Source organism: uncultured Flavobacterium sp. (genome assembly GCF_951805225.1).
GTDB lineage: Bacteria > Bacteroidota > Bacteroidia > Flavobacteriales > Flavobacteriaceae > Flavobacterium.
In genome coordinates this window covers 1,061,199-1,081,276 of record NZ_OX638201.1, presented here as the reverse complement: position 1 = coordinate 1,081,276, position 20,078 = coordinate 1,061,199, and the positions used below count along the sequence as shown (strand labels likewise).

At 35.2% G+C, this 20,078-nt stretch carries 16 protein-coding genes; 6 read left to right on the top strand and 10 right to left on the bottom strand.

Features of this window, described 5'->3' with window-relative positions:
- Nucleotides 1-80: 80 nt before the first annotated feature.
- The gene (locus WN975_RS04625; RefSeq protein ID WP_337965449.1) at nucleotides 81-932 is read right to left on the bottom strand and encodes an aldo/keto reductase; all 852 of its coding nucleotides are present in this window, start codon (nucleotides 930-932) and stop codon (nucleotides 81-83) included.
- Between the two features lie 325 nt (nucleotides 933-1,257).
- Between WN975_RS04625 and WN975_RS04620 the strand changes: the two genes are divergently transcribed.
- Nucleotides 1,258-2,052: a hypothetical protein gene (locus WN975_RS04620; RefSeq protein ID WP_337965448.1), complete on the top strand. Its 795-nt coding sequence runs from the start codon at nucleotides 1,258-1,260 to the stop codon at nucleotides 2,050-2,052.
- A gap of 219 nt (nucleotides 2,053-2,271) precedes the next feature.
- On the opposite strand, the gene WN975_RS04615 is transcribed toward WN975_RS04620, so the two are convergent.
- Entirely contained in the window at nucleotides 2,272-3,360 is a 1,089-nt protein-coding gene (locus WN975_RS04615; protein WP_337965447.1) for an NADH:flavin oxidoreductase, read from the bottom strand.
- 291 nt (nucleotides 3,361-3,651) lie between these two features.
- Between WN975_RS04615 and WN975_RS04610 the strand changes: the two genes are divergently transcribed.
- The 3 genes from WN975_RS04610 (at nucleotide 3,652) to WN975_RS04600 (ending at nucleotide 5,629) form a co-directional block, all read left to right on the top strand.
- Complete coding sequence (locus WN975_RS04610) at nucleotides 3,652-4,017, top strand: DsrE family protein (protein ID WP_337965446.1); 366 nt, start codon at nucleotides 3,652-3,654, stop codon at nucleotides 4,015-4,017.
- Between the two features lie 256 nt (nucleotides 4,018-4,273).
- The gene (locus WN975_RS04605) at nucleotides 4,274-4,741 is read left to right on the top strand and encodes a nucleoside deaminase (protein WP_337965445.1); all 468 of its coding nucleotides are present in this window, start codon (nucleotides 4,274-4,276) and stop codon (nucleotides 4,739-4,741) included.
- Between the two features lie 6 nt (nucleotides 4,742-4,747).
- Nucleotides 4,748-5,629 (top strand): helix-turn-helix transcriptional regulator, encoded by an 882-nt coding sequence (locus WN975_RS04600; RefSeq protein WP_337965444.1) that lies wholly within the window; start codon nucleotides 4,748-4,750, stop codon nucleotides 5,627-5,629.
- Nucleotides 5,630-5,639: 10 nt separating this feature from the next.
- Here WN975_RS04600 and WN975_RS04595 read toward each other — a convergent pair whose 3' ends face one another.
- Nucleotides 5,640-6,827 carry an MFS transporter gene (locus WN975_RS04595; protein ID WP_337965443.1) on the bottom strand — a complete coding sequence of 396 codons (1,188 nt, stop codon included), beginning with the start codon at nucleotides 6,825-6,827 and terminating at the stop codon, nucleotides 5,640-5,642.
- 97 nt (nucleotides 6,828-6,924) lie between these two features.
- Here WN975_RS04595 and WN975_RS04590 point away from each other — a divergent pair, with 97 nt between their 5' ends.
- Complete coding sequence (locus tag WN975_RS04590; RefSeq protein WP_337965442.1) at nucleotides 6,925-7,881, top strand: AraC family transcriptional regulator; 957 nt, start codon at nucleotides 6,925-6,927, stop codon at nucleotides 7,879-7,881.
- Between the two features lie 167 nt (nucleotides 7,882-8,048).
- Here the strand turns inward: WN975_RS04590 and WN975_RS04585 are convergent, their stop codons facing one another.
- Together WN975_RS04585 and WN975_RS04580 are read right to left on the bottom strand one after the other, a co-directional pair.
- Nucleotides 8,049-8,807, bottom strand: a complete 759-nt coding sequence (locus tag WN975_RS04585; RefSeq protein WP_337965441.1) for a carbonic anhydrase family protein — start codon at nucleotides 8,805-8,807, stop codon at nucleotides 8,049-8,051.
- A 152-nt stretch (nucleotides 8,808-8,959) separates the two neighbouring features.
- Complete coding sequence (locus tag WN975_RS04580) at nucleotides 8,960-9,313, bottom strand: helix-turn-helix domain-containing protein (RefSeq protein ID WP_337965440.1); 354 nt, start codon at nucleotides 9,311-9,313, stop codon at nucleotides 8,960-8,962.
- A gap of 106 nt (nucleotides 9,314-9,419) precedes the next feature.
- On the opposite strand from WN975_RS04580, the gene WN975_RS04575 reads away from it, so the two are divergent.
- Nucleotides 9,420-10,163: an SDR family oxidoreductase gene (locus tag WN975_RS04575; protein WP_337965439.1), complete on the top strand. Its 744-nt coding sequence runs from the start codon at nucleotides 9,420-9,422 to the stop codon at nucleotides 10,161-10,163.
- 82 nt (nucleotides 10,164-10,245) lie between these two features.
- Here the strand turns inward: WN975_RS04575 and WN975_RS04570 are convergent, their stop codons facing one another.
- From WN975_RS04570 to WN975_RS04550, 5 genes are all read right to left on the bottom strand, one after another.
- Nucleotides 10,246-11,268, bottom strand: a complete 1,023-nt coding sequence (locus WN975_RS04570) for an LLM class flavin-dependent oxidoreductase (protein WP_337965438.1) — start codon at nucleotides 11,266-11,268, stop codon at nucleotides 10,246-10,248.
- Nucleotides 11,269-11,406: 138 nt separating this feature from the next.
- Nucleotides 11,407-12,537, bottom strand: coding sequence for an efflux RND transporter periplasmic adaptor subunit (locus WN975_RS04565; protein WP_337965437.1), 1,131 nt, complete (start codon nucleotides 12,535-12,537; stop codon nucleotides 11,407-11,409).
- A gap of 4 nt (nucleotides 12,538-12,541) precedes the next feature.
- Nucleotides 12,542-16,921 (bottom strand): CusA/CzcA family heavy metal efflux RND transporter, encoded by a 4,380-nt coding sequence (locus tag WN975_RS04560; protein ID WP_337965436.1) that lies wholly within the window; start codon nucleotides 16,919-16,921, stop codon nucleotides 12,542-12,544.
- Nucleotides 16,922-17,006: 85 nt separating this feature from the next.
- Nucleotides 17,007-17,309 carry a hypothetical protein gene (locus WN975_RS04555; RefSeq protein WP_337965435.1) on the bottom strand — a complete coding sequence of 101 codons (303 nt, stop codon included), beginning with the start codon at nucleotides 17,307-17,309 and terminating at the stop codon, nucleotides 17,007-17,009.
- 313 nt (nucleotides 17,310-17,622) lie between these two features.
- Entirely contained in the window at nucleotides 17,623-20,019 is a 2,397-nt protein-coding gene (locus WN975_RS04550; protein ID WP_337965434.1) for an outer membrane beta-barrel family protein, read from the bottom strand.
- Nucleotides 20,020-20,078 lie beyond the last annotated feature (59 nt).

The window sequence follows — 20,078 nt, the reverse complement described above, 5'->3', positions numbered from 1 at the left end:
ATCAAAAAACCTCCAAAATCATTTGATCTTGGAGGCTTTTTTATTTATGAAGCAGTATCTATTTAGATGTATAATTAAATTTATCTGCTTATTTTTCGTTCACTAAGCCATTTTACCATATTAGGATCTCTGTGATCAAAAAATAAACTTGCATTTGTATCTAAAGTTTTGATTGCGTTCATGTCTTCAGTTGAAAGTTCAAAATCAAATATGTTGAAATTTTCTGCCATTCTTTCTTTACGAACTGATTTCGGAATAGCAACAACTCCTCTTTGAGTCAGCCATCTCAGAATAACCTGTGCCGTTGATTTATTATATTTTTGAGCAATTACTGTTAGAATTTCATTTTGGAAAATATCATTTTTTCCTTCAGCAAAAGGTCCCCAAGATTCAATTTGAATGTTATTCTCCTGAAGGAATTTTTGAGTTTCATTCTGCTGGTGAAATGGATGCGTTTCAATTTGATTTACAGCCGGAACAAAACCAGTATTAACAACTAAATCCATAACTCTGTCAGGATGAAAATTAGAAACTCCAATAGCCTTTACCTTTCCTTCCTGATATAATTCCTGCATCGCGCGCCAAGAACCATAAATATCACCATAAGGCTGATGAATCAGGTATAAGTCCAGATAATCCAATTGTAAAAGATCCAAAGATTTCTGAAAAGCCAATTTGGTATTTTCATAACCCGTGTCACTAACCCAAAGTTTTGTGGTAATAAACAATTCTTCTCTTGCAATACCACTTCTTTTGATCCCCTTTCCTACGGCTTCCTCATTCATATAAGAAGCAGCAGTATCAATTAATCTATATCCTACTTCAATTGCGTCTACTACAGCCTGTTCACATTCTGCCATATCCTGCATTTGAAAAACGCCAAATCCTAAAATGGGCATTTCAATACCATTGTTTAATTTTATATTATTCATCTTATTGTGATTTTAAAAATTCTCTTTTGCAAATTTCCAAACTAATTACAATACTACTATTATACGTATTACGGAATCTCTTACCAATATTACCGATCTGAATCTAAGAGCATTTCTAAAACCCTAAAAATAAGACATAAAATACAACTTCGGGATTTTTGTGTACCCAAAATCGTACTTTTTTAATCCGTTTACAAAATGTTATTAATCAACTTTGCTATATCAATTACTAATTGCATTGGTAGTGATTTTGAGAATTGTAAAAAGCTTTCTATTTCATTATCAGCAATGTAATTATTTTTTTACTAACCCTAAACCTTTAAAAATGAAAAAATTATTAAGATTAACAAGTATGCTATTTATTACAGCATTAGTGTTCACTTCCTGCGAAAAGGAACTAGCGTCAAATGAGCCACAAAGCACTAACAAAGACGAGCTAAAAATCGTTAACAATGAATTACAAGAAAACACTAAAAAAGCTGCCGCATCAGTTGCTGCTGCATTAGCAGGAAGTGCCGGATCGAGAACGATCACATTACAAACCAATACATTATCGTGTCCAGGCGGTTTATGTACGTCGTTTGGAGTTTGGTCTGAAGGCGTTTATACTGTTTGGTTCCAAATGAGATTTAATTCCGGATTTTACTGGAGCCGAGGCGGTAAATGCGGATACGGAATATTAATTGGTGATCAGAATACTGGTGGCGATCCGGGATGGGACGGAAATGGCGGTAGCGCAAGATTTATGTGGTATTGTCCAAACGGATCAAATTCTGCCAAAGGAAGTGGAGCTTATCTTCAGCCTTATGTGTATTACAAAGATCAGCCGGGACAATTTGGTAATGATTTCGGAAAAAAGTACTTCATACAAGAAGGAGTTACTTATAACTGTCAAATATCTGTTAAGTTAAATACCGGATCAAGTACTAACGGATATGTCAAATATTATGTAAATGGTACAGAATTATTGAATCAAACAATTCGTTGGGTAACTAATGATTCTAAGCGAAATGTAAATGCAGTAAGTCTTCACACTTTCCGTGGCGGAAGTCAGGAATACTGGAAAGCTCCGGTAACAAGTTCTATTACTTATCCTAGCGCCTCTTGGGATGCGCAATAGTTTTATATAATAATAACATTTTAACACATAGAAACATAGATTTTGGCCCTTCAAAAAAGGCGTTTCACTTATTTAAAATAGATCCCGAAGCTTCGGGACTATGTGAAAGAAATGTATTTCTTTTTGTATTCTTTTTAGCTAAAAAAATCTATGTTTCTATGTGTTAGATATATTTAATAGCAAAATTAAAATCCCATTTCTTCTGAAATGGGATTTTTTTTATAACGAACCTGCTTTCACAAAAGTCTGCCATCCACGCATGGTATCAATAAAACGTTCACTTAATCCGCCCTGACGCAAATAATCTGCCATTACAGGCAACTGCGGACTATCATACATTGGGTTTGCTTTTACCTGAAGAGGAAAATCACGCTGAAGAATGGCTGCACGAGCAATAAGTACAAAATCACAACCTTCATCCAGAAGTTCTCCGGCACGTTGCGCACTCATAATTTTTCCTGCCGCGCCTAAACGTACTCCCTTACGGGGAAGTTCGGTAAAAACGCTCAACATTGTTTTTCCTTTAAAAGTTCCGTCACGAACGATTTGAGCCGAATCCCATAAAGCTAAATCTAAATAATCGATTAATTCCCGATCAAAAATTTCAGCGGTAACTTCGCGTAATTCCTCTAAAAGTAATCCGTATCGTTCAATCGATAACCTCCATCCTATTTGAAAATCAGGACCGCAAGCTTCCCGAATTCCTTCAATAACTTCAATTGTAAAACGAGCGCGATTCTCCAGACTTCCGCCATATTTATCGGTACGATCGTTCAAATTTGGAGACATAAATTCGGAAAGGATCCATCCGAAAGCGCCATGAACTGAAATTCCGTCAAATCCTGCCAGTTGAGCCCTTTTTGCAGCAGCGATAAAACTTTCGCGTATGCGTTCAACTTCTTCGGTTGTAATGGCTTTGATTCCTTCTACTGTTTTGCCCGAAGCCGGCGCTGGAATCCCTCCTATTGAAGGTTTGGCGCGATGTCCGGCGTGATGTAATTGTACAGCTGATAATCCGCCTCCATTTCGAATAGAAGTTGCCATTTTGGTTAAACCAAATAAATGATCGTCGCTATGAATTCCTAATTGACGCTCAAACGCAATACCTCCCGCTTCGACAGTTGAAGCGCTCGTTTGAATTAATCCGTAGCCGCCTTGTGCAAGTTGTTCCATCCAATATTGGTCGTATTCAGATGCTGTGCCATCAAAATCACTTTGCTGACTCGTTAACGGCGCCAACATGAAACGATTTCTCATTGCCGGACCATGCAGCAGCGTAAGCGGTTTAAATAAATCAGAAACAGACATATTATTATTTTTTAAGTTCTACTTATGTGAATTATAATCTGATGCAAAGTTGCTCAGAGATTACTTCGGAAGAAATGGATGATTTTTACTTTATAATGGACGTTTTGAACCTGATCTTTCAAAGTCTTATTCTGACTGATTCTTTATTTTTTAAAGTTTCATAATCCTACTTATAACATTATTTAATAGAAAATCTGATGATGAAAAAATTCTCCATCATAAAGTAAATTTCATCCATTCTTTGGCGACAATTGCTGCCAGATCTTTGCCTTGTTAATAAAAATTAATCAAATGAAAAAAACAGCTATTATTATTCTTTCTGATCCAAAAGCGGGTTCAGAAGAAGCGTTAGGACGTGTATTCAATGCTTTAGCATCGGCATATGAATTTAAACACGAAGGTGAAGATGTAAAAATTATTTTTCAGGGCGCAGGAATCAGATGGCCTGAACAATTAGAAAAACCTGAGCATCCGGTTAATGCTCTTTATAACGAAGTAAAAGATCACGTTCATGGTCTTTCTAAAGGTTGTGTTGCCGTATTTGGTACCGAAGTTTCGGGTTATGAATTATTGAACGATAATGCAGTTCCTGGAACTCCGGGTTTACCAAGTTTTGTGAACCTTAGAAAAGAAGGTTACGAAATTTTAATTTTCTAATTCAATTTTTAAACTGTCCTCTTATTTACTGAGAGGGCAGTTTTTAATCATGCAAAAAATGTTAAACACATAGAAACATAGATTTTATGTGCAACAAAAGGAGACAAAAAGAAATACATTTCTTTCACATAAAGCTTACTATGTGTATTTAGATTAAGTGAAACGCCTTGTTTTAGTAAACAAAAGCTATGTTTCTATGTGTTAAAAAAATATACCTTTATAAAATCAAACGTAAATGACCTTTAAATTATAAATTATGCAAAAGGAATTTCAAGATTATATGCATCAATGTTTGGATCTAGCCAAAACTGCTTTGGCAGAAGGTAATCCGCCAGTGGGAGCAATTATTGTTTTAGATGAAAAAGTTATTGGTACAGGTATCGAATCAGGAAAATCAACCGGAGATATTACCAATCATGCTGAAATAATGGCGATTAGAGATGCTCTCAAAAATGGATATTCGGATAAACTGCATTTGGCAAGTATGTACACAACACACGAACCTTGCATTATGTGTTCTTATATGATACGCCATCATAAAATACCTGAAATTGTTTATGGCACAAGCGTTCCTTATATTGGAGGTTTTACATCGAAATACAATGTTTTGGCGGCTGAAGATGTACCGAAATGGGGAATTAAACCCAAAATAATCGGCGATATTTGCATCGAAGAATGTAATGTTCTTAATGCTCAATTTTTAGAATTATTAAACAAATCGTGAATCGTTATGTTATCACAATCTGTATATACGCTCGTTAATCAGCAAAATGGCAACTTATCATTCAAAGTATTTGAATTTGATAACAGTAGTTATTTCGATCATATTCAGCGCAATAATTACTTTACGTTGATTCTTATTACGTCAGGCGAAGGATTAGCAAAAGTTGATCTTTCCGAATATAGTTTTAAAGAAAATACGCTGTTTGCTTTTTATCCTTATCAGCCTTTCATGTTGGCTTCAGAAGGAGTTTTGACAGGTATTTCGATCCAGTTTCATCATGATTTCTTCTGCATATACAGAAATCATAAAGAGATCGCTGCAAATGGTATTTTGTTCAATAATATCTATCAGCAACCTTTTATACTTCTGGATCAAAACAACAAACAAACTTTGCTGAACATCGTTGGAGAAATTATCGCCGAATTGAAAATGGAAGCTTTAAGAAAAGATGAGGTTTTGGTTTCTTATCTGAAAATATTCTTAGTCCTCGCGACCAGAATAAAACTCGAACAACAAACTGTTAATGATGAAGTTCGTAATGACAAACAATTGCTCATTATACAAAACTTAAGGAATGCAATCGAGGATAATTTCAGAACTAAACATTCTGCAAGCGAATATGCCGATATGTTGCATGTAACGCCTGTTGTTCTTGCGCGAGCAGCAAAAAATCACTTCAACATGACACTTTCTGATTTGATAACCGAAAGAATCATTGTCGAAGCAAAAAGAGAATTATATCTCACAAACAAAACCGTAAAACAGATTGCTTACGAACTTGGTTATGATGATGAATATTATTTTAGCCGTGTATTTAAAGGTAAAACTGATATTTCACCACAATTGTACAGAGATACAATAGGTTTTAACCGAGCAGCTTTAAGCTAATTTTTCCTGATTAATTTTTAGGTTTATATTTCGCATACATCATTACTGCCAAGAGCACAATAAATGCCGCAGTTGCATACAATATACTTGGACTATAATAATAAATAGCCGCCGCCAACAAAGGAATAAACACATTAATCGCCGATTGCAAACTTTGGTTTACGCCTTGTAATTTCCCTTGTTTACTTTCTTTTACAGATTGCGATAATTTGCCATTGTATGTTGGATCAAATAATCCTTCGCCCGAAATAATACAGATTACCGCAAGCGAAATAAGCACTGTCGAATGTACATAAACGCTTAACAGAATTAATCCTAAACCAATTCCCAAAATAATCAAACCCACGATTCCGATATTTTTCTCGTTGAAATGTTTCAATAACCAAGGCAATAAAACCGCTCTGGTAAGAATATCACAAATACCAACAAAAGTTAAGATTCCGCCAATAAATCCGGGAGTCCATTGGTAAATGTCTTTTAAGAAAAGGGTAAAATTAAACTGAAAAATACTTAAACCGATATAGAATAAAACTCCCAAAATCAATAAAGGTTTCAGTCCTTTTAGTTTGAAAATTTCATTAAAATGAGAGAAAGTATTGAAACTCGAAACCGATAAATGTTTGGTTCGTTTTTCAGCAGCCAATGATTCAGGCAATAGAAAATAAACCGCCATTCCCGAAAGAAATATCAACGCTGCAGTTATAAAAAATGGTAATCCAATCGAAATACTTCCTAATAAACCGCCCAATGCAGGTCCGCCTATTTTTCCTATTCCCATAACGGCTCCAATATATCCAAACCATTTCGCTCTTTCGCTTGGTTCAGTTGTATCAGCTATATAAGCGAATAAAATACTGATATTCCCTGCTGTAAGTCCGTCGATTATTCTTCCCAAAAACAGAATCCATAATGCGCCGCCAATTCCAAACAAAACATAGCCAATTACGGAACCAAGCAAACTTATCAAAAGGATATTTTTTCTTCCGTATCTGTCACTTAATGCTCCAAAAACCGGTGCCGAAAAAAAAGAACAAACAGCGAAAATTGACATCAGTAAACTCATGCCTAAAACTACTTGTTGAGACGGTAAATACTTGCTTATCAAAAAAGGCAGAAGCGGCAATACAATAGAAAACCCAATGGAATTCAAAAGAACGATTCCGATAATAATCCACAATTTATATTTCTTAGATTTCATGATTTTAAATACTTTTTCAATTATGGCACAAATTTATTCCGTATATTAGAGTTAAAATAATCTAATTAGGCATAAAAATAGCCGTAAAAGACATTTTATGATTCAAAAGCAAACGGTGCCAAATGTTCTAAAAGCATTTGCTCATTTATTGAGTACCGAAATAAAAGATTGGAAACTGGAAATTCCTGAAAAGTTTGGAAGAGGATATTGCATTGGTTTTCGATTCAATACCAATATCAGAATGATCATTTCTAATTATGAACTTAATGAAGATATAATTGTCGAAAATATAGATATAGATCATTCAAAGAAGACGTTATTTTTTAAGTTTCAGAATATATTTCCTGCAACAGAAACTTTAGCTGAAGAATCAAAAACAAAAATGCTTCCGTCAGTTTTAATTGGAACCAGCAGTTTAAATACCGATACCGTAATTCCAATTCATACGAATACTGCGACTATCAATATTGAGATAAATGCTGATTATTTGAGTGAACTTTTCGAAATTTCCGAAGAATCAACAATTTTATATAATCTGCTACAGAATAAACAGCCTTTGTTGTTTGAACAAATGATGTATCCTTCTTTAGAAAAAATTGTAAATGAAATTATATCAGAATCTATTTCTAAAACGTTCAAATTACTTTTTCTAAGAATAAAAGCAGAAGAACTGATTTGCCGATTATTAATTGAATTAGAAAAGCGAGATACAAAACAACTTTATACTTTAAACAATAATGATGTTGAGAAGATTTATAAAGTAAAACAGCAAATGCTTGAAAATCTAAGTATTCCGCCTGTGATTAATGATCTCGCCGTTTCTGCAAATATGAGTCCGACCAAACTGAAGAATTTATTCAAGCAGATTTTCGGGAATAGTATTTTCAATTATTATCAGGAATTTAGAATGAAAGAAGCTGCAATACTTTTAAAACAAGGAGATTTATCTGTTTCTGATGTTGGATACAAATTAGGATTCACGAATTTAAGTCATTTTTCGAAAGTCTTTGCTGCTCATATTGGTGTTAAACCGAAACAGTATAGTAAATTGTAAAATAGGCATTCTAATAATATTAAAGACACAAAATCGAGAAGATTTTGTCATTTCGACGGAGGAGAAATCTCCACGAGAAGCTCGACAAAGATTGTCGATTATGATTGCAGAGTTACTTGCGAAGATTTCTCCTCCGTCGAAATGACAATATTGAGGTAGATTATTCGTTATTTTAAAAATTCTACTCTACCCGTTTTCATATTATACACAGCTCCGCAGATAATTATTTCGCCCTTTTTTTCCATCTCTTTCAAAATTGGACTTCTTTCTCTAATTTCCGCTATCGAATGATAAACATTTGCGTCACAAACTGCTTCTACAAACTCCTCATTTTCGGCTTTAGGTTCGCCTTTGAAATCTTTTTTAGCTATTGCTATTGCAGGCTGAATTTTATCCAATAAAGTGGTAATATTTCCAAGTTTTACATTTTTAATGGCTGAAATAACTGCTCCGCAATATTCATGACCTAATACAACGACTACTCTTGCGCCAGAAACTTTACAAGAATATTCAAGACTTCCCAATATATCATCATTGACAATATTTCCGGCAACTCTGGCAACAAACAAATTGCCTAAACCGCTATGAAATACATCTTCAACCGGAACGCGGGAATCGAGACAGGATAATACAACCGCTTTAGGAAACTGGCCTAACGAAGCATTTCTAACACGTTCAGTAGTATTTCGAACGGTTAAATTATCTTCTACAAAATCTTTATTTCCTTGTTTTAAACGATTAATCACATCGATTGGTTTTAGTTTTGCCTGTTCTTCTGCTGTGAGAGGTTCAGTCACTAAGATGTGATCTTTTTTTATTGACACCGTATTTACAGTATCATTTTGCACTTGTGTTTGTGATGACGGTGTTTCTTTTCCGCAAGACACCATCATGAGAATAGCAATAATAAATATTCTTTTTTCCATAATAAAGTAATTTAATATTTGATTAATAAGTGTATGATTTATACTTATAAAATTAAAAAATATTTTGGAATGTAAAAGCAGTATAAATACTGATTATCAACAATCTAAATCATTGATAATAATACTCAAATGCTTTAAAAGAAGAAGAAGTTTTATCTGTTTCCTGTAATCATTTTTCGATGTTCTATTCCCCAAGCAGTAAGTTTGTTTATGATCTCTTTTAATGTCATACCATAATCTGTTAGCTGATATTGAACACTTATAGGTTGAGTATCTAAAACAGTTCTGGTTATGAGTTGATTCATCTCCAGATCTTTTAATTCCTTACTTAGCATTTTATTCGAAATACCGCTAACATCGCTTAAAATATCAGAAAATCTTCTTTTGTTATAATAACAGATAGAGGAAATAATCGAAATTTTCCATTTTCCGTTCAGCACATCCATTGCATCGTGGACAGCCATAATCTCTTTTTTATGTCCTACTTGACATTCATATTCTTCCATAAGTTACCTTGTTACTCAAATGTTACTGTTACTTTTCGTTACAAAGTAACTAAAATAAATTTACCTGTACTAACTTTGCTCTATTAATACTAAAAATTACATAGAAATGGATTTCACAAACAAAAATGTCATCATAATTGGCGGAACTACAGGAATTGGATTAGCAACTGCTAAAGAATTTATAAATTCAGGCGCAAACGTTTGGATTACAGGGAGAAATAAAGAAAATCTTCAAAAAGCAGCAACCGAAATTAACAGTTCTAAATTGACGACTGTAGTTTCAGATACTTCAAATTTGGCAGATATATCTCTTTTGGTAAATGCTTTTTCAGAAACTAAAAGAGAATTAAATGTCCTTTTCCTAAATGCAGGAATTGGAACATTCACAACAATTGATCAGGTTACAGAAGCCGATTTTGACGCTCAGTTTAACACCAATGTTAAAGGTCACTTTTTTACGCTGCAAAAATTACTTCCTTATTTAGCAAACGGTGCATCGGTTGTTTTTACTTCGTCAACGGTCGCAACCGCTGCAAATTTATCAACCAGTATTTATTCTGCCACAAAAGGAGCATTGAATAAAATTGCTCAAATTGCAGCAAATGAACTTGCAGAACGAAAAATCCGTGTCAACATTGTTAGTCCCGGGCCTATCGCAACTCCAGGATTAGATAGCGTCGTTCCTGCTGAAGCAAAAGAATATCTTGCAAATGCTGTCGCACTTCAAAGATTAGGAGATCCGAGCGAAATAGCCAAAACGGTATTATTCCTGTCTTCAGATGCAGCGAGTTTTATCTCGGGAACTGAAATCGTAGTTGACGGAGGTTATATCAATTATGCTCTTAAATAAGACAAACTTTTAAAAAAATAATATGCAAAAAAGCTCTCTTAATTTTTTAAGAGAGCTTTTTTTATGTTTCTTTTGAAATCGTTTATCGCCAACCCATTTCCGGAGCAATATGTTCCAGAATAGACGATAATATATGCACATTGTAGTCAACGCCCAAAGTATTTGGTATTGTCAGCAACAACGTATCAGCTTCCTGAATTGCTTCGTCCTGTTTTAACTCTGCGATGAGTTTATCAGGTTCAGCAGCATAACTTTTTCCGAAGATTGCGCGTTTATCTCTTTCTATATTACCAAAACTATCAGAACCTCGACCTTGATCGCCAAAGTACATTTTGTCCTGATCGTTCATCAATGCAAAAATCGAACGGCTTACAGAAACTCGTGGTTCACGTTGATGTCCAGCTTTTTTCCATGCTTCTTTATAAAGTCTGATTTGTTCGGCTTGCTGAATATGGAAAGGCTTACCGTTTTCGTCATACTTCAAAGTAGAACTTTGCAAATACATTCCGTTTTCAGCAGCCCAAACAGCGGTCGCATTAGACGCAGCTCCCCACCAAATTCTTTCTCTTAATCCTTCAGAATAAGGTTCAAGGCGCAATAAACCAGGAGGATTAGGAAACATCGGAAATGGATTTGGATCCGCAAATCCTTCGCCTTTCAGTCTTTCTAAAAATTCCAAAGCTTTTTTGCGTCCCATATCTGCGTCTGTTTCACCTTCTTCAGGTTCATAACCAAAAGCGCGCCAACCGTCAATAACCTGTTCCGGTGATCCTCTACTGATTCCTAATTGCAAACGTCCGCCTGAAATTAAATCAGCGGCTCCGGCATCTTCTACCATGTACAAAGGGTTTTCATACCTCATATCGATAACGCCAGTTCCAATTTCTATTTTGCTCGTTTTAGCTCCAATTGCCGAAAGCAAAGGAAATGGCGATGCCAACTGTTGCGCAAAATGATGAACTCGGAAATAAGCGCCATCCAAACCAATTTCTTCTGCAGCAACCGCCAAATCAATAGACTGAAGTAGTGTATCGCTTGCCGTTCGAGCTTTATAGGAAGGATGATTCGCCCAATGCCCAAAAGATAAAAATCCTATATTTTTCATAGATAGCATTGTTATTATTTACTATTTCAAATATACGCATATCTTAACTTCTAAGCATAAAACAATGTGTAAAGAAAAAAGGAATAATCAATATTTCTAAAGACTATTCCTTTTTATGAAGTTCTGTTAAATTATCCCTTAACTATCGCCACCATTCATAAAAGTCATCAAAAGTGTGTACGCATTTTTAGTTACAATTTTTGAAGATTTATCAATCGCAGAAGATTTTATCTGACGAAAACCATCTGTTGTCGTTCCCGGTTCTACAGCAACCATTTTGTATTGATTATTGCCGCTTAAAGCGAAAACAAAAAACTTGCCTTGCCATCTTACAACCGCGTCTTCCGGAACCGTAATCGCTTTTTCGTTTTCAAATTCAGCTTCAGCATTAATAAAAAGTCCCGGAATTAGTGAATTATCATATTGATTGACTTTACAAACTACTTCGGCAGCACGATCATCGTTCAGACTTTGATTGATATAAGCAATTTTTGCTGTGTATTTTTTAGACCGTTTTGCATTCGTAAAAGCCGTAACCGTTTGCCCTACCGAAAGCAAATGAACATCTTTTTCAAAAGCATTCATAACAAGTACAATATCGCTCATTTCTAACAATTCAAAAGGCATATCTGTTGGCGCAATATACTTTCCTACGTTTACGTTAATCTTAGAAACCAAACCATTTATTGGCGAAACAATACTTACCGTTTTACTAATATTAGAAGCCGAAAGTGTCTTTACATTAATTCCCAACAAAGAAAGTTTTTGTGCCAAAGAAGACATATAAATGCGTTGTGTTTGCATTTCTGTAGCCGTTTGTTCATACAATTTATCACTGCTTGCTTTCTTGGCATTCAGTTCTTTTTGTCGGTCGTATTCACTTTTAGACAATTGAAATTTTTCTTTTGCCGTAAGATAATCCTGTTGCAATTGTATGTATTGCATGTCTTCTACAACGGCCAATAATTGCCCTTTTCGAACGTGCATTCCCGCCATTAAATCCGTTTTTTTGATATAGCCGCCAAGCGGAATACTAACTGAAACTACACTTTTTGGCGGAACCGTAACCGTTCCCTGAAGTTCTAATATCCCCTTAACCGTTCTTTCTTCAGGAGTTCCTATAATAAGTCCTGCATTTTTTACTTGTTCAGCAGTTAACTGAATACTATTTTCCTGGTTTTTAACTTCTGCTGTGTTTTGCAGTTCTTTTTTATCATGGCAGGAAACCAAAAATAAAAGACCAAAAATTGCGCTGATATATGTTTTCATTATTTTATAAATTATTAAGAGTTTGCAGGTTTATAATCGCTTTATTATAGTCGTTTATCCTGTCGAGATATTCATTTTTGATGGTAATCGCCTGATTAACGACCAAAACCCATTGCAAATAATCAATGTCTCCGTTTTCTAGTTGACTATTTGCTGCGTCAATAATTACCGTGGCATTTTTAAGACCTTCGTTTTCGTAATAATTCAGGCTTTCTTTATACTTTTCGGCTTCGCTTACGGCATTGGCAATTTCTGTAGTCATTTCTACTTTCACCGATTCTGCCATCATTTTATAATTTTCATATTCAATTTTAGCCGCTTTATTACGAGAAGATTGACTCGAAAAAAACAACGGAATCGACAATCCAAAATTCACATAACTAAACCTGTCACTGCTATTATAATACACTTCTTGTCCCGCAGAATTGGTTTGTGCACCAATAATACTCAGATTATTATAACCAACCGTAATATCCGGCATTAGTTTTGATTGTTCCGTTTTCCATTTCCATTTTGCGGCTTCGGCTTCATGATTCGAAAGTTGGATTTGAGGAAGTTCAGCCGTATTTATTTTTTCGTTTAACGAAAGATTAAAATCGGTTTTGATATTTCCCGAAGTTGGAACATGAACGATACTATCCTGGAGTATAGTATTGAATGATTTCAGCGTAATCGCAATATCTTTATTGACCATCGTAAGCTGATTGGTATAAAATTGTCTTGCCGATTGTGAAGCGCTTTTCTCCAAAACATTAGTTTCTCCAACCTTATAACGCAAATCCGATTTTTGTTCCATCAATCTGTAAATAGAATCGGCGTAAGCCAATAATTCCTTTTTACTATTCAGCCAAATATAATAGTAAAACAAGCTTCGAACATTCGATTTAATTTGTTGCGAAGTCAGTTGCGACGCTGCTTTTGCCACATTATAATTTTCCTGTAAAGCTTTCTTCTGATTGCTGTAAAGTGTTGGAAAAGCAAATGTCTGACTCACGCCAAATCTCGTATCATTAACGCCACTATTAAACTGACCGTAATCTGCATCAACAGTCAATTTTGGAATATCATACGCTGATTTTTGCAATTGTTCTTTTGATCTTTCGTTCAATTGCGCCGATTTAATTCTTCGATTATTCTGAAGCGCAATTGACAAAGATTCGTCTAAAGAAACAGGCTTTTGTTGCGACTGAACTGAAGCTGTAACAAACAAAGCGACAAGCAACAAAGTCAATTTATCCATTTTATGTTTTTTGATTTTTTTCGAAAATACCTTCGTGTGATACGTCATTAAATAAATCGCCGGAAGTACAAAAAGTGTCAACAAAGTTGCCGTTATCAAACCGCCAATAACTACTGTTGCCAGCGGGCGTTGAACCTCTGCTCCTGCTCCGTTACTCAAAGCCATTGGCAAAAATCCTAAAGATGCCACGGCAGCCGTCATTAATACGGGACGTAATCTGTTTTTTGTTCCTGTAATGATAATCTGAAACGGATCTGTAATTTCGCCCTGTTTCTGTATTCGGTTGAACTCAGATATTAAAACAATTCCGTTTAAAACCGCCACACCAAAAAGGGCAATAAAACCAACTCCGGCCGAAATACTAAAAGGCATATCGCGCAACGCCAATCCAAAAACTCCACCAATTGCCGATAATGGAATTGCGGTAAAAATGATAATTCCTTCTTTAAAAGATCTGAAAGCAAAGTATAACAACGCCAAAATCATAAACAAAGCCGCCGGAACTGCAACTCCTAAACGTGATTTTGCCTGTTGCAGATTCTCAAAAGTTCCACCATAAGTGATATAATATCCTGGATCGAATTTGATCTGGCTATTGACTTTTTTCTGTAATTCTTCGACGATCGATTCTACGTCGCGACCTCTTACGTTAAAACCAACAATAATTCTACGTTTTGCATCTTCACGCTGAATCTGATTTGGACCTTCAACTTCTTTTACCGAAGCCACTTGATACAACGGAATCTGCATTCCGGAGCGCGTAGAAATTAATAGATTTCGAACGTCAGAAATGTCTTTTCTTCCGCTTGCTTCTACTCTTACGACCATATCAAAACGTTTTTCTCCTTCGTAAATACTTCCGGCTACAGCTCCTGCAAAAGCAGCATTTACAGTTTGATTAATATCCGAAACATAAATGCCGTATTTCGCCATTTCTGCCCAATCATAATCAATTACGATTTGTGGCATTCCTGTTACTTTTTCGACATAAAGATCTGTTGCGCCTTCGACCGTTTTACTGATCGCACCCAATTGTTCGGCGTATTTCGCCAGTTTATCAAGATCTTCTCCGTAAATTTTACAAACCAAATCTTGTTTTGCTCCCGTCATTAATTCGTTAAAACGCATTTGTACCGGAAACTGAAATCCTGTTGTAACTCCGGGCGCAACTTCTTTTACCGTTTTGGTCATTTTATCTGCGAGTTCCGGAAACGAAGAAGCGCTTGTCCATTCTGATTTGTCTTTTAAAACAATAATCATATCTCCGCCTTCAATTGGCATTGGATCAGTTGGAATTTCGGCACTACCAATTCTCGAAACTACTTTTTCGACTTCGGGATATTTACGTTTAAGTTCAGATGAAATTTTCTGAATCGTTTCTGTTGTCGTCGAAAGATTAGTTCCTAACAATAATCGGGTTTCTACTGCGAAATCACCTTCTTCTAGTTGCGGAATAAATTCTCCTCCCATTCTACTGAAAAGCAACAATGCAATTCCGAATAAAACAAATGCCGAAACGACGATTCCTTTTCTAACTTTTAAAGCTTTAGACAACCAATTTTCATAATAACCTTCTAATTTTATCATGATTCGGTCAGAAAGATTCGGTTTATGGCTGATCTTTTTACTGATAAATAAGGCGCTAACCATTGGCACATAAGTAAGCGAAAGAATAAATGCTCCCAAAATCGCAAAAGCAACAGTTTGTGCCATTGGTTTGAACATTTTTCCTTCGATTCCTTCTAAGGATAATATTGGCAGATAAACAATCAGAATAATGATTTGTCCAAAAACCGCAGCATTCATCATTCGTCCTGCAGAACCTGTCACTTCTTTGTCCATTTCTTCCTGCGAAATAGTATCGATTCCTTTGTATTTTTTGGCACTATGAATATGATGTAAAATGGCTTCGACAATAATGACGGCGCCATCGACAATTAAACCAAAATCTAGCGCTCCAAGACTCATTAAATTTCCGCTTACGCCAAAGGTGTTCATCATAATAATGGCAAACAACATCGCTAACGGAATCACAGAAGCGACGATAAATCCGGCGCGTAAATTCCCAAGAAAAAGTACCAAAACCAGAACTACAATTAGTGCGCCTTCGATTAAGTTTTTCTGAACCGTTCCAATTGCGTTATCGACCATTTTTGTACGATCAAGAAACGGTTCAATTTTTAAACCTTTTGGTAAAATCTTTTCAATTTCGGCAACACGTTTTTTTACATTAACGATAACATTATTGGCATTTTCACCTTTAAGCATCATGACAATTCCACCAACAGATTCTCCAATATCATCTGTTGTTAAAGCGCCGTAACGTATTGCTGAAGACATTTTTACTTCGGCAATATCTTTTATTAAAATTGGAGTTCCCGCTTGTGTATTTTTGACGATAATATTCTGGATATCCTTAATATTTCGGGTTAAACCCACACTTCGGATGTATAATACGGTTGGTCCTTTTTCGATATAAGCTCCACCGGTATTTTCGTTATTACTGCTCAATGCCGTAAAAACTTCTTTTATCGTTAAGTTTTGCGCTTTTAATCTCGACGGATTTACGGCAATTTCATATTGTTTTAGCTTTCCTCCAAAGGTCGCTACATCAGCAATTCCGGGAGTTCCAAGAAGTTGTCTTCGAATCGTCCAATCCTGAATGGTGCGTAAATCTTCGAGAGAATATTTAGTTTCATAACCGGCTTGTGGTTTTAAAACATATTGGTAAATTTCGCCTAATCCTGTTGTTGCCGGAGCCATTTCAGGAATACTGGCATTTTCTGCAATTTCTACTTTTTGCAAACGTTCAGATACTTGCTGACGCGCCCAATAAACATCGGTATCATCGGCAAAAACAATGGTTACAAGCGAAAGTCCGAAACGGGAAATACTACGGCTTTCTTTAAGCTGCGGAATATTACTAATCGCTTGTTCTATCGGAAAAGTGATTAAACGTTCTACATCTTCTGCGCCCAAAGACGGCGCTGTTGTAATAATCTGAACCTGATTGTTGGTGATGTCAGGAACGGCATCAATTGGTAAACGGGTAACTTCAAACACGCCGTAGATAATCCACAGCAAAGTGAAAACCCCAATTACCAGTTTATTTTTAACTGAAAATTGAATGATCTTATTAAGCATCTTTTGATTTAATTTTTTTGAAATAATAATGTTGTGATCAAAGCACAAAATGCCTTAACCACAATAAAAATCTTCGAAAATTAAATTATGCCAAAGGAGGTCTGAATACCGAAAATAAAGCGGGATCAGAATATAAGTTTGAAGTAAACGGAATTATGCGTGATTCTGAAAAATCACTATTAAAAAGAATATCGAATGTGTGTTTTTCGGCAGGAACAAAAACGAGCTGAAACGAAGCGCTGGAAATATGCTTAAAAGGAAGCTGCATATCGCGATCATTATCATTATCGTTTAAATCTTCGCCCCAATAATGCATTTCGAGAAAATCAATAAAGCTCACATTTTGTCTTTGCTGATGTTCATTGTAATGTTCGATTAGGATTGGCAATTTATAAAATTGCTGAAAGAACCCAATATTGGATACGATTAGAAAAATGAATATGTAGATAATAACTTTTCGCACTTCACAAATTTAACTCATGTGTCGAAAAAATCCCAAAGCTTAAGGAAGATCTAAGCAAGTTTTATCAATTTTCTAATATTAGCAAATAGATATTTTATTTATCTTACTAAACGTTATAAAATATTGAGGTCTTACTAATTTGAGAATTATTTTTAATAGTATTTTAAATACAATATATCAATTTTATAAATTTTAATACATCAAAAAAGTCCATTTCGTTAAAAATGGACTTGGTTAACTATAATCTTTGTTGTTCTTCGGTTTGACCTTCTTTCTTTTTGTTTTCCAACTTCTGGTTTCCAAAATTATATTTGAAACCTACTCTAATACTTTGAGTGTCGCCATAAGACAAGAAATAATTGTATTGATCTGCATAATCTGTAGCGACTTTTTCTTTTTCGCCACGATAAATATCTGAAAGGATCGCATATATTTCGCCATTGCTTTTCCATATTTTCTTTCGAATAGAAGCCGAAAGATTTGAGGTTTGACTAAAAACAAAAGTCCCCTGAACTGATGAAGAATTGTATTGAAAGTTTAGTTCTGCGGTTAATTCTTTCTTTTTATTCAGAACAAAATGATTGCTAATACTTGTATTATATGTAGGTTTTCCGTTTTTATGTAAATTCCCGTCTCTGCCCTGAAAACTATCTTCGACATAACTTAATCCTGCTTGAATTCCGGATTCCCAGAAATCATATAAAGTTAGATTCGTATTAAATTCTAGTCCAAAAGCAAAATCTTTTTTAATATTCGTAAAATGATACACGAGCATATTGGTTTCATAATCCTGATAAGAAATTTCCATCGAAGGATCTTTTTCTAAACGGTAAAAAAGGTCAAAATTGTATTTGTTTTTCAGCGTATAAAGCAAACTAAGATTGTGACTTATTGTTGGCAATAATTTTGGATCGCCCGTAAAATAAGAATATGAATTATAATAGGAACGAAATGGATTTAATCGGCTGTATTGCGGTCGCGCAATTCGTTTTCCGTACGAAATACCAATTTCATGACCATCTGCAGGTTTATAAAGTCCGTAGATTGTTGGAAAAAGCTTAAAATAATGCTGTTCATTAACTTCAAAAGTTGTCACCGAATTTCCTCTCAAACTTGTGTATTCGCCACGTAAACCGGCTTTCAGACTCCATTTTCCAAATTCTTTGTCATAACTTGTATATCCTGCCAAAATAGATTCATCATAAAGAAAAAGACTTGTTCGGTTTGGATTATTCACGAAATCGCCATTGATTTCGTCTTTATAATCAAGATTACTTTTTGCTTGTACATTTCCGAATTTTAATCCTGCTTCAAATGTGCCGTTTTTTTCATTCGAATAATCGGTCTGAGCCGAAAAAAGCTGAATATCCTGCACATTATCACTTATAAAACGTGTTGTGCGATAAGGACTTTCTTCAGGAAGTGAAAATTCAGAAGCAATATCCTGACGTTCCTGATGCCAATATGCAGTATAATCTGCCGTTACGGATATTTTCTCTTTTGCATTAAACAAATGATCAAAAGACATATTATAGGCATTATTTCGTAACGGAGTTCTACGATTATTTCGGGTTACATAAAGGGAATCCAAAGCGCCATTAGAACCATAAATAAACGTTGGAACAGTAAAATCTCCCATTTGTTTTGGTGCTATAAATCCTGTTCCTCCGGCAGAAATCGTATTTAGAGAATCAATTTCGTAAGAAGCCTGAAGTCGATACGAATGTTGTTGCAATGATTTTGATTTGCGCCTCATAATGCTTTCCCAGCGTGAATCGATCGAACCGTCTTCTTTTAGATAATGCACAACATCTGTTCCTTCATTGACATAGACGCCAGCTCCAAAGCCATATCTTCCTGCAAGAGACAATTTTTTTCCTTTATAAAACTGGTTTGTCGATGCAACTCCTTTTGGATAAATAGATTGTATGTATGCGGTATTGACAGAACCTTTATAACCTAATGAAAGATTCTTTTTTAGTTTAATGTTCAAAACGGCACTTCCCTGCGCTTCATATTTCGCAGGCGGATTGGTAATTACTTCTATCGATTTTACCTCTTCTCCACTCGTGTTTTCCAGAAATTGTTTTAATTCTTCTCCGCTCAAATAGATTTTTTTGTCATTGATTGTTACCAGTATACTTTGGCTTCCGCGAATGCTAATTGCTCCGGTAGAACTTGTCGTTACGCTTGGTGTTTTACTTAGGATTTCCCAGGCATTGTTTGAAGAAAGTGATGAATTTTCTACAGCAAACTCGAGTCTGTCTGTTAGTCGTTTTACAATTGGCTTTTTTGTGGTAATGGTAACTCCGTCAAGATTGTTCGAAATTTCTTTTAAAGAAAGGATTCCTAAAACGGTATCTTTTTGAATGGTTATCTTTTTGAAATATTCTTCAAAACCAACCGTTTTTACTTTTAGCAGATAATCTCCTTTTGTTATTCCGCTAAAGCGAAATTCACCGGATTCGTTTGTCTGCGTTTCTTTATAACTTACAGAATCTTTTGTCTGCAAAAGCAAAGCATCTGCAAAAGGTACGGCTTGATTAGAGCCGTTGATTACCTTTCCAGAAAGGGAAACTTCCTGCGAATATCCCGCAAAAGACCCCCACAACAGTAACATGATTATTTTTTTCATTGATGATTTATTTGATGCAAATCTCTTTAAATCATTTTCCAAAAATGGTTAATATAGGG

Coding starts and splice junctions, on each gene's coding strand:
- WN975_RS04580 (WP_337965440.1), bottom strand. CDS start 9,313: ATGGAAGAATATGAATGTCAAGTAGGACATAAAAAAGAGATTATGGCT.
- WN975_RS04585 (WP_337965441.1), bottom strand. CDS start 8,807: ATGGAAAAAAGAATATTTATTATTGCTATTCTCATGATGGTGTCTTGC.
- WN975_RS04550 (WP_337965434.1), bottom strand. CDS start 20,019: ATGAAAAAAATAATCATGTTACTGTTGTGGGGGTCTTTTGCGGGATAT.
- WN975_RS04575 (WP_337965439.1), top strand. CDS start 9,420: ATGGATTTCACAAACAAAAATGTCATCATAATTGGCGGAACTACAGGA.
- WN975_RS04565 (WP_337965437.1), bottom strand. CDS start 12,537: ATGAAAACATATATCAGCGCAATTTTTGGTCTTTTATTTTTGGTTTCC.
- WN975_RS04615 (WP_337965447.1), bottom strand. CDS start 3,360: ATGTCTGTTTCTGATTTATTTAAACCGCTTACGCTGCTGCATGGTCCG.
- WN975_RS04595 (WP_337965443.1), bottom strand. CDS start 6,827: ATGAAATCTAAGAAATATAAATTGTGGATTATTATCGGAATCGTTCTT.
- WN975_RS04570 (WP_337965438.1), bottom strand. CDS start 11,268: ATGAAAAATATAGGATTTTTATCTTTTGGGCATTGGGCGAATCATCCT.
- WN975_RS04560 (WP_337965436.1), bottom strand. CDS start 16,921: ATGCTTAATAAGATCATTCAATTTTCAGTTAAAAATAAACTGGTAATT.
- WN975_RS04625 (WP_337965449.1), bottom strand. CDS start 932: ATGAATAATATAAAATTAAACAATGGTATTGAAATGCCCATTTTAGGA.
- WN975_RS04605 (WP_337965445.1), top strand. CDS start 4,274: ATGCAAAAGGAATTTCAAGATTATATGCATCAATGTTTGGATCTAGCC.
- WN975_RS04610 (WP_337965446.1), top strand. CDS start 3,652: ATGAAAAAAACAGCTATTATTATTCTTTCTGATCCAAAAGCGGGTTCA.
- WN975_RS04590 (WP_337965442.1), top strand. CDS start 6,925: ATGATTCAAAAGCAAACGGTGCCAAATGTTCTAAAAGCATTTGCTCAT.
- WN975_RS04600 (WP_337965444.1), top strand. CDS start 4,748: ATGTTATCACAATCTGTATATACGCTCGTTAATCAGCAAAATGGCAAC.
- WN975_RS04620 (WP_337965448.1), top strand. CDS start 1,258: ATGAAAAAATTATTAAGATTAACAAGTATGCTATTTATTACAGCATTA.